At 63.1% G+C, this 9,008-nt stretch carries 8 protein-coding genes; 3 read left to right on the top strand and 5 right to left on the bottom strand.

All coding sequences use genetic code 11. The annotated features are described in order from the left end of the window. Positions 1-6: 6 nt before the first annotated feature. Positions 7-744 (bottom strand): siderophore-iron reductase FhuF, encoded by a 738-nt coding sequence (gene fhuF / locus JZ00_RS11660; RefSeq protein WP_039589901.1) that lies wholly within the window; start codon positions 742-744, stop codon positions 7-9. Positions 745-943: 199 nt separating this feature from the next. Between fhuF and JZ00_RS11655 the strand changes: the two genes are divergently transcribed. After that, positions 944-1,159 (top strand): MbtH family protein, encoded by a 216-nt coding sequence (locus tag JZ00_RS11655; RefSeq protein WP_039589903.1) that lies wholly within the window; start codon positions 944-946, stop codon positions 1,157-1,159. 36 nt (positions 1,160-1,195) lie between these two features. Continuing rightward, positions 1,196-2,626: a diaminobutyrate--2-oxoglutarate transaminase gene (locus JZ00_RS11650; RefSeq protein WP_039589905.1), complete on the top strand. Its 1,431-nt coding sequence runs from the start codon at positions 1,196-1,198 to the stop codon at positions 2,624-2,626. Positions 2,627-2,671: 45 nt separating this feature from the next. Here the strand turns inward: JZ00_RS11650 and JZ00_RS11645 are convergent, their stop codons facing one another. From JZ00_RS11645 to JZ00_RS11635, 3 genes are read right to left on the bottom strand one after another with little or no spacing between them, the layout of a single operon-like run. Continuing rightward, positions 2,672-3,598: a sugar ABC transporter substrate-binding protein gene (locus JZ00_RS11645; RefSeq protein WP_039589907.1), complete on the bottom strand. Its 927-nt coding sequence runs from the start codon at positions 3,596-3,598 to the stop codon at positions 2,672-2,674. Between the two features lie 58 nt (positions 3,599-3,656). Continuing rightward, on the bottom strand, positions 3,657-4,448 hold the full coding sequence (locus JZ00_RS11640) for a TIM barrel protein (protein ID WP_039589909.1): 792 nt from the start codon (positions 4,446-4,448) through the stop codon (positions 3,657-3,659). Then, positions 4,445-5,467: a Gfo/Idh/MocA family oxidoreductase gene (locus JZ00_RS11635; protein ID WP_039589910.1), complete on the bottom strand. Its 1,023-nt coding sequence runs from the start codon at positions 5,465-5,467 to the stop codon at positions 4,445-4,447. Before JZ00_RS11635 ends, JZ00_RS11640 begins: the two co-directional genes overlap by 4 nt. 180 nt (positions 5,468-5,647) lie before the next feature. Here JZ00_RS11635 and JZ00_RS11630 point away from each other — a divergent pair, with 180 nt between their 5' ends. Next, positions 5,648-7,648, top strand: coding sequence for a sigma-54-dependent Fis family transcriptional regulator (locus JZ00_RS11630; protein ID WP_039589913.1), 2,001 nt, complete (start codon positions 5,648-5,650; stop codon positions 7,646-7,648). Between the two features lie 17 nt (positions 7,649-7,665). Here the strand turns inward: JZ00_RS11630 and JZ00_RS11625 are convergent, their stop codons facing one another. Then, positions 7,666-8,967 (bottom strand): SDR family oxidoreductase, encoded by a 1,302-nt coding sequence (locus JZ00_RS11625; RefSeq protein ID WP_039589914.1) that lies wholly within the window; start codon positions 8,965-8,967, stop codon positions 7,666-7,668. Positions 8,968-9,008 lie beyond the last annotated feature (41 nt).

Genomic DNA, 9,008 nt, shown 5'->3' with positions numbered 1-9,008 from the left:
GCGCGCTCAGGCGTCCGCATCCTGCCGTTTGCATTCATCGAGGGGGCAACTGCTGCAATAGCCGACGCCGGGAAGGCGGTAGCGGATGCAGCAGATTCGCCGCAGGCGCTGCGGCTCGTCCTCGCCGATGTCGTGGTAGCGCACGGGGGCGAACAACGGGTTGCGCCGGCCATCGGGGCGCAGGCGGGCGGTGAGGATTTCCCGGGCGGGCAGGGTGCTGTCGGGGTTTGCCAGCGGATGCAGGTCGATCCGCGTGGAGACGAATTCGAAGGTGTTGCCGGCGTTGCTCCAGAACAAACGGGGCGAAGCGCGGCTGACGCTTGCCAGCGTGTCGATGACCGGTTCCAGATGCTGTTCGATCAGCGTCTGGAACCGTTCGAAGGCCGTGCATCGAGGCAGGGGTTGCCCGGCGTCGCGCAGATGCAAGGCCTGTGGCCGGGCGTCGTCGCCGAGTTTCAAGCCGACGTCGTTCAGGGCGAGCGGCAGGTCCCGTTGCAGCAGGAGGTTGGCGGCCATCACCGGCGCAAGGAAGGTACTGAAATACCACTTGGACCACAGTGACACCAGCGCCAGGCGTTCATCGGTCTGGTAGCGCGCCAGCAGCTCGTCGACGAAGTCATTGAACGTCTCGCGCTGGAAGAACAGCTCCGCCGGCAGATCGGTGCGGGGCTGGCTGCGCAGCTGCAGCTTTTCTTCGAAGGCCACGAGCGGCCCGGTGAACAGCGGAGCAAGGCTGGGAATCATTGACTCATCCGTGACCGCGAATTGAGAGGGGTTATCGTCCAGAGGGGGCGAAGTATAAACAGCACACCAGCGTCTTGCGACTGTTCGCCGACGCTGAAACAGGCGAGCAACATAAGTTTTTTAAAATATTAATGAGAATCGCTACCATTAGTATTGTATCGTAGCGACCTTTCCCGTCATGCCAGTCAAGGAGCAAGCAATGAGTTTGGATAGCCCGGATACGCGGTTTCTGGTTGTCGTCAACGAAGAGGAGCAGTACTCGATCTGGCCGGACTACCGCAGCGTGCCCGCTGGCTGGCGCACCGTGGACATGCAGGGCAGCAAGGAAGAGTGCCTGGCCTACATCGAGAAAGTCTGGACCGACATGCGCCCGCTGAGCCTGCGCCAGGCCATGCAGGCACAAGGACAGGGCTGATCGCCCGCGACCGCGTTCTCATTTCAGGGAGTCAAAATGGAAAGTGTCCAGCCCCGTTCATCCTCCAGCGCCACCTTCACGCTGGAGCAGTTCCGCCACCAGGCGCCTCGCGAACTCAATACCAACCCGTACCTGCAACGCCAGGCGGCCCGGGAATCGAATGCGCGTTCCTATCCGCGACGCATCCCGCTGGCCCTGCAGGAAGCCCATGGGCTTTATGTGCGCGACACCCAGGGCCAATTATTCATGGATTGCCTCGCCGGCGCGGGCACCTTGGCGCTGGGCCATAACCACCCGGTGGCCATTGCCGCCATGCGCCAGACGCTCGATTCCGGTTTGCCCCTGCACACCCTGGACCTGACGACGCCGGTCAAGGATCGATTCGTCGAAGACTTGTTCAATGCGTTGCCGGAGAACTTCGCCCGCCACGCGCGCATCCAGTTCTGCGGACCGACCGGTGCCGATGGCATCGAGGCGGCCCTGAAGCTGGCGCGGATCGCCACCGGGCGCAAGCCGATCCTCACGTTCTCCGGGGGCTACCATGGCATGACCCTGGGGACATTGAGCCTGATGGGCAACCTGGGGCCGAAACAGGCGCTGGGCTCGTTGATGGCGGACGTGCAGTTCCTGCCATACCCGTATGACTACCGCTGCCCGTTCGGCATCGGCGGTGAAGCCGGCATCGACGCCGGGCTGCACTTCATCGAACAGCTGCTGAGCGATCCGGAATCGGGCGTGTTGCCACCGGCGGCGGTGGTCGTGGAAGTGGTGCAGGGCGAGGGTGGGGTGATCCCGGCACCGGTACGCTGGCTCCAGGGCTTGCGTCAATTGACGCGCCAACATGGTGTGGCGCTGATCATCGATGAAGTGCAAACCGGCCTGGGTCGTACCGGCAAGCTGTTTGCGTTCCAGCATGCCGACATCGAGCCGGACATCCTGGTGCTTTCCAAGGCCATCGGCGGCGGGCTGCCATTGGCCGTGATGGTCTACCGCGAGGAGCTGGACACCTGGAAGCCTGGCTCCCATGCCGGCACGTTCCGTGGCAACCAGATGGCGATGGCTGCGGGTGCTGCAACGTTGCGTCATATCATCAGCGAAAACCTGCCAGGGCACGCCGACATCATGGGGCAGCGCCTGATGGAGCAACTGCGCCAGTTGCAGGGTGATTACCCTTGCCTGGGCCAGGTGCGTGGCCGGGGATTGATGGTGGGCGTGGAAGTCGTCAGCGACATACCGAGCGACAGCCGGGTTCCCCCGGCGGATACGGCATTGGCCCAGGCCATCCAGCGCCAATGCCTGCGCCTGGGGGTCATCCTGGAGCTGGGCGGGCGTCACGGCGCCGTGGTGCGATTCCTGCCGCCGTTGATCATCCAGGCCGAAGAGATCGATGTGCTGGTCGAACTGTTCCGGGTGGCATTGAACAATGCCCTCGCCGAGACCAAGGGCAGGGCGTTGCACATCGCTTGATCCAGCGCTGGCCCTTCAAACCGGCCAGCGCTGTCGCCGTGGTTGCTACTTGTAACGCTGCTCGAAGACCGCCAGTTGTTCAGGCTTGATCAACTGGAAGGGCACCCACACCTCAGCTTCCACCGGCTCGCCCTTGATCATCTTCAGGGCTGCCTGCACCGCGCTGGTCGCCTGGGCCTTGGGGTCCTGGAACACCGAGGCGACCAGCATCCCGCGCTTGATCGCCGCCAGGCCGTCAGGCAAGCCGTCGATGCCGACAATCGCGATTTCACCCTTGCCCTTGCCGGCCTGTTGCAACGCCATGGCCGCACCGATGGCCATCTCGTCATTGTTGGCGACGATGGCATCGAAACGGCTGCCGGCGAGCAGCCAGTTGCTGGTCAGGTCCATGCCTTTGTTGCGCTGCCACTCGGCACTCTGCTGCTCGACAACCTTGATGCCTGGAAAGTCCTTGAGCACCTGCTTGACCCCTTCGGTGCGGTCATGGGTGGCGTTTTGCGCAAGGTCGCCCATGATGATCGCGAGGTTGCCCTTGCCACCGAGTTTTTCGGCCAGGTAACGCATCTGCAATTGGCCGGCCTCGATGTCATTGGACGCCACCGTGACCACGCCTTTGGGCAGGGTGCGTTCGTCCGGGTGACGGTTGACGTAGACCAGCGGCGTCTTCGCCTCGACCGCCGCACGGGTGATATTGGCCGTGGCCGAGGTATCGACTGGCAGGACGATCACGGCATCCACTTTCTGATTGATGAAGCCCTGGACCTGGTTGAGCTGGCGAACCACATCGCCCTGGGCGTCCTCGAACTGGATCTGGACGCCATCTTTCTTGGCGGCCTCGTCCAGGCCGTTGCGCACATAGGTCATGAAGTTATCGTCGACCCTGGCGATGCTGACACCGATGCGATAGTCGGCGGCGGCCCATTGGCTGAAAAACAGGAGTAGCGTGGTGAACAGCAGTGTGCAACGACGCATGATGGGTTTCCTTTTGTTGTTATGAAGTGAACGTCATCGAGAAGTGCTGGCACGGGCCTCATCTATCCAGCGTGAAGGCCTGCCTGAAGCGCTCAAGCGCCGGCTCGCTGTCGCCGCTGGCCCAACCTTCGAGGCCGACGACACCGCGGTATCCCATGTTGGACAGGGCCCTGGCAATCGCCGGATAGTTGATTTCGCCGGTGCCGGGTTCCATACGACCAGGCACATCGGCGACCTGGATTTCACCGATGGCGTCGCCGGCGCGCTGGATCAGTTCGATCAGGTTTCCTTCGCCGATCTGCGCGTGATAGAGGTCCAGGTTCATTTTCAGGTGCGGGCTGCCCACGGCTTCGATCAGCGCCAGGGTGTCGTCGGCGCGGGCGAACGGTGTGCCCGGATGGTCGACTTCAGTGTTGAGATTTTCCAGCAGGAACACCCGGTCGGCGTCTTCACCCAGGCGGGCGATTTTTTCCAGGGTCTTGCAGGCGCTCAGCCACATGCGGCCGGTGGCCTGGCCAACGGGCTTGACCGGCAGACCCCGGTCACCCAGGCCGGTGCCGTGCAGGTTCAGGCTCGGGCAATTCAATTGCGCCGCTATGCCTAAGGATTCCCGGGCGCTGTCGAGCAGTTGCCGAATGTCTTCGGGGTCGGTCAGGTTGCCCGCGATGTAGCCGGTCATGGAGGTGAAGTCAGCGCCGGTTGCCGCAAGGGTCTGGATGTCCTTGGTCGTCCAGTTCCAGATCTCGACGCTGAAGCCCAGCGCATGGATGCGTTTGACGCGTTCGACAAAGGGCAGGTCGAGGAACACCATCTCGGCGCTGACCGCCAGCTTGAACGGTATGACACTCATGAAAGCGCTCCTTGCACACGCACCGCCTTGCCTTGTTGGAACGACTCGATGCAGGCGCGGGCGATCGCCAGCGCGGCCCGGGCGTCTTCACCGCTGGCGAGGGGCTTTTCACCGCTGCGCACGCAATCGACGAAGTGGTTGAGCTCGGCCACGTAGGCGTCACGCAGCAAGTCGGTGTCCATGCGCTGGGTGTCGGCCTGGACACCATTGGCCAGGTAGCGCAGCAAATCGCCGTCGTTGACGCTGCCCATGGTCAGCATGCCGGCGCTGCCGAACACTTCGCCACGGACGTCGTAGCCGTACACCGCCTGAAAATTGGCCTCGGCGGTGGCGATGGCGCCGTTGTCGAATCGGATCGTGACCACTGCGGTGTCGAGGAAGCCTTTGTGTTTGAAATCCGGCGCGATCAACGCGTTGGCCATGACGAACACCTCGATCGCTTCGGCACCCGGATTGAGGTAGCGCAAGGTGTCGAAATCGTGAATCAGCGTCTCCAGGAAAATCACCCATTGCGGCGAGGCGGCGGGGTTGTTCAATGCCGGATCTCGGGTCAACGAGCGCAGGAGTTGTGGCGTACCGATTCGGCCGGCAACCACGTCCAGGTGTGCGGTGCGAAAGCTCTTGGCGAAGCGCCGGTTGAAGCCCACTTGCAGCGTCACCCTCGCATCGGCTGTGGCGGCAATGGCGCGGTCGGCCTCATCCAGGGTGATGGCCATGGGTTTTTCGCAGAACACGCTTTTTCCCGCCTGCGCCGCGCTGACCACCAGTTCGGCGTGGCTGCGGGCCGGCGCGGCGATCAGTACGGCGTCGATATCCGGGTCATCCAGCAAGTCTCTTGGATCGGTGTAGACCTTCTCGACAGCCAATTCCGTCGCCAGCTTCGCGGCCTGGCCAGGCGTGGGGTCGGCAATGGCGCCAAGGCATGCGCCGGGGATGTGGCGAGCGGCGGTCAGGCCGTGAAAGCTGCCCATGCGACCGGCACCGATAAGACCCAGGCGGATGGTTTTTGACATGCTCATGGAATGACTCCCTTTTATTGTTGTTCGCGACTCGTTGTCGGTACACCGATGGGAGCAAGGGCTGTGCCAGTTTATAACGTCTTGAAAATACTGGAGTTTATCGGCTTGCTGAACGTGGAGATGTTCATTTGGATGACATGTCTATACTGACATGTCGAAAATATGAACATAGAGCTCGTCATGAATGCACAGCCGATGGCCTTGGACGTTGAAGACCGTGACTACCTGACCGCCCTCGGCCCCGCGTCGTTGAATGGCGGTTCAACCCCGGCGCTGGATGAGGCTTGGCGAGCCTGCTTGAAGGGCGTCACCGAGCGTCCTCCCGGTGTCAGGCAAGTGATCTGGAATTCCTGGCGGCGCAGCGTCGAAGCCGGGCTCGACCCGCAAGACGGCGAGTACCGTTTCGTCGTGCCCGCTGAGTTGACCGCGACGTTGGCGGCGAATCGATTGTTGATTGCCGCTGCTGCGCAGGTCATGCGCGGCTTGCTGGCCTACAACCCCAACGGGCATATCAACCTGACCGATGCTGAAGGCACCACGTTGTATTTCTGTGGCTTGGACCTCACGCCGATCGGCAGTCGATTGCTGGAGTCGGTACAGGGCACCAATTGCACCGGGCTGGCGCTGGTTGAGGACCGCCTGGTGTACGTGCTGGCCGGGGAAAATTTCGGCGCCGGCCTGCGCCAACGGCATATGCATTGCGCCGCCGCGCCCATCCGCGATTCCCACGGACGAACGCTGGCGATGTTGACGTTGACCGCCGAACCCGGCTGGTTTCACTTCCACACCCTGGGCACCGTCCAGGCTGCGGCCGAAGCCGTCTCCCGGCAAATGACGCTACATGCGTTGCTCGAAGAGCAACAAACGGTCCTGGAAGTGCTCAACGAGGGCTTGGTGGTGCTGGACGAAAACGGTGACATCAAGGCCCTCAACCATTACGCCCGGCAGTTGTTTCGTGTCGACCCTGCCTGGCTGGGCAAGCCGTTCCAGAGCCTGGGGCAGACCGAACTGAGCGGTGAAATCCTGCGCAGCGCCGGGGAAGGGGTGAGGGACCTGGATTGCACGTTCGAGCTGCACGATCGCAGCCACCTGGCCTGCCTGGTGTCGGTCTGTCCCCTGGAGCAGGGCGGTCGTATTGTTTCGTTGCGTGAAAACCGGCGCATTCGCGAGATCACCCGGCGCATCATCGGCACCCAGGCCAGCTACACCTTCGAAACCATCCAGGGCCGCTCCCGCGCCATCCAGGACGCGTTGCACTTGGGCCGAATCGCCAGCCGCAGCGACTCGACCACCCTGATCCTTGGAGAAAGCGGCACAGGGAAGGAGCTGTTCGCCCAGGCCATCCACAATGCCAGCGAGCGTCGCGGTGGGCCTTTCGTGGCGGTCAACTGCGGGGCCATTCCCCGGGACCTGGTACAGAGCGAGCTGTTTGGCCACGTCGAAGGCGCATTCACCGGATCGACGCGCGGCGGCTCGGCGGGCAAGTTCGAGCTGGCCGATGGCGGGACGATATTCCTCGACGAAATCGGCGACATGTCCTTCGATGCCCAAGTCAGCTTGCTGCGCGTCCTGCAGGAAGGCGAAGTCACCCGCGTGGGGGCGAAAAAATCGTTGCGGGTCAACGTTCGCATCATTGCCGCGACTCACCGCAACCTGAGCCAGGCGGTGGCCGAAGGCGCCTTTCGCGAGGACCTCTACTATCGACTCAACGTGCTGGGCCTGACGGTGCCCCCGCTGCGGATGCGCCTTGAAGATGTGCCGATGCTGGCGCGGCACTTTCTGGCCCGTTGCGCCCGGTCGCTGCGAAAACCCATGCGCGACCTGTCACCCGAGGCGCTGGAGCTTTTGGGCGCCTACCACTGGCCGGGCAATGTCCGCGAGCTGGAAAATGTCATCGAGCGGGCGACCAACCTGGCTGCCACCGAGCTGATCCAGGCGAACGACCTTGCATTGGAAATCAGGCAGGGAGGGCAGCCATCGGCCCGGCACCCTGCTCCCGCGCCCCGAGCGGCCGTGGATCTTGGCACCCATGAAATGAATGCGATCATCGCAGCCCTCAGGGACACGCGAGGCAATATCCGCCTGGCCGCCCGGCAGCTGAGCGTATCCCGTGGCGGTTTGTACAACAAGATGAGCCGATTCGGGCTCAAGGTCGAAGCGTTCCGTTCGGGCTTGGACTGATCCAACCCCAGACCGCATCAGCCTCGACCACGCTCACGCCCCAACGCAACCAGGCATCCGCCAATCAATAACGCGGCACCCGCCACCAGCAAGGGAGTGGGTCGCCGCGTCGGCTTGCGCCAACCGCCCTCCACGCGTCGCTGGCCGCTGGGTGGGGCGAACAGATTGCCTGCAGAGGTGGCCGATGCCGGGCTGCGGTTCAGGCCCCGGCGCGTCAGCCAGCCGGACAGTTGTGCGAATCCTGGCAACAGAAAGTGTGCCGCTCTCGCCAGTACCGCCGCGCTGCCGACGGTGGTGGTGGGCTTGGGATTGAGGGCGCAACTGACCATTGCCTCGGCGACGCGATGCGGGTCGTAGACCGGAGGCGGTGGCTTGAGCGCGTGGCCGGTGTAGTTGGCGCCATCGCGAAAGCCCGGCGTATCGATGACGGCGGGATAGACGTCGCAGACGTGGATGTCCCGGTATTCTCCCAGTTCACCGCGCAAGGCTTCGGACAAACCACGCAACCCGTATTTACTCGCCGAATAAGCCGCCGCGTAGGGCTGGGCGACCCAACTGCCCAGCGACAGCGTATTGATCAGGATGCCGCGCTTTTGCTTCTTGAAATACGGCCAGGCCACGTACGCGCCACGCAGGTAACCGAGCAAATCGGTTTGCAAGACCTGCTCATGGACTTCCAGCGGCGTTTGCTCGAAATCGCCCACCGCACCCACGCCTGCATTGTTGATCCAGATGTCGATGCGACCGTCACCGAACGTCGCGGCTTCGGCGGCAAGCGCTTGCATCTGCTCGCTGCTGGTAACGTCGGTGCACACCGCCAGCGCGTTGGCTCCTTCTGCCTGGCATTGTGCGACGACCTCATCGAGTGCGGCACGGTCGCGTGCCGCCAGCACCAGGCGTGCGCGCTGCCGGGCGAACGCCTGCGCGGTGGCACGGCCGATCCCGCTGGAAGCGCCGGTGATGACAACGAGTTTTTCCGCCAAGGGATACGACTTGGTTTCACGGTTGGAGGCGGTTCCGCCTGCAGGCTGGTCGATCTCGGGCCGCATGGGCGTCAGCTTCAGGCGCACGCCGTCCGCCATGATCAGCGTCAGGTCTTCGATGGTGCCGGCGACCCTGTCGGGGTAAACCGGCTCGCCCTCCGGATCAAGCTGGTCATAGATAAACTTCTCGCCCTCCAGCCAGCCCACTGACGTGTTCAGTTCAGGGCCCAGGTAATACTTTCCATCGAGGAAGAAGCCGGGGAAATGCGGCGCTCGCTCGACGCTCTCGACGGCGTAGCGTTCGCCCGCCCTCATGCCGGTTGCCGGGGAAATCATGATCAACACCTCCGCTCTGTTGGTTCTGCGATAGAGAGCGG

This window comes from Pseudomonas frederiksbergensis, assembly GCF_000802155.2.
GTDB classification, from domain to species: Bacteria; Pseudomonadota; Gammaproteobacteria; order Pseudomonadales; family Pseudomonadaceae; genus Aquipseudomonas; species Aquipseudomonas frederiksbergensis_A.
The sequence above is the reverse complement of the archived record's forward strand: the minus strand, read 5'-3'. Positions and strand labels throughout refer to the sequence as shown.

Bases quoted from the DNA above. Each gene is read 5' to 3' on its own strand.
- fhuF (WP_039589901.1), bottom strand. From the start codon at position 744: ATGATTCCCAGCCTTGCTCCGCTGTTCACCGGGCCGCTCGTGGCCTTC.
- JZ00_RS11655 (WP_039589903.1), top strand. From the start codon at position 944: ATGAGTTTGGATAGCCCGGATACGCGGTTTCTGGTTGTCGTCAACGAA.
- JZ00_RS11650 (WP_039589905.1), top strand. From the start codon at position 1,196: ATGGAAAGTGTCCAGCCCCGTTCATCCTCCAGCGCCACCTTCACGCTG.
- JZ00_RS11645 (WP_039589907.1), bottom strand. From the start codon at position 3,598: ATGCGTCGTTGCACACTGCTGTTCACCACGCTACTCCTGTTTTTCAGC.
- JZ00_RS11640 (WP_039589909.1), bottom strand. From the start codon at position 4,448: ATGAGTGTCATACCGTTCAAGCTGGCGGTCAGCGCCGAGATGGTGTTC.
- JZ00_RS11635 (WP_039589910.1), bottom strand. From the start codon at position 5,467: ATGAGCATGTCAAAAACCATCCGCCTGGGTCTTATCGGTGCCGGTCGC.
- JZ00_RS11630 (WP_039589913.1), top strand. From the start codon at position 5,648: ATGAATGCACAGCCGATGGCCTTGGACGTTGAAGACCGTGACTACCTG.
- JZ00_RS11625 (WP_039589914.1), bottom strand. From the start codon at position 8,967: ATGATTTCCCCGGCAACCGGCATGAGGGCGGGCGAACGCTACGCCGTC.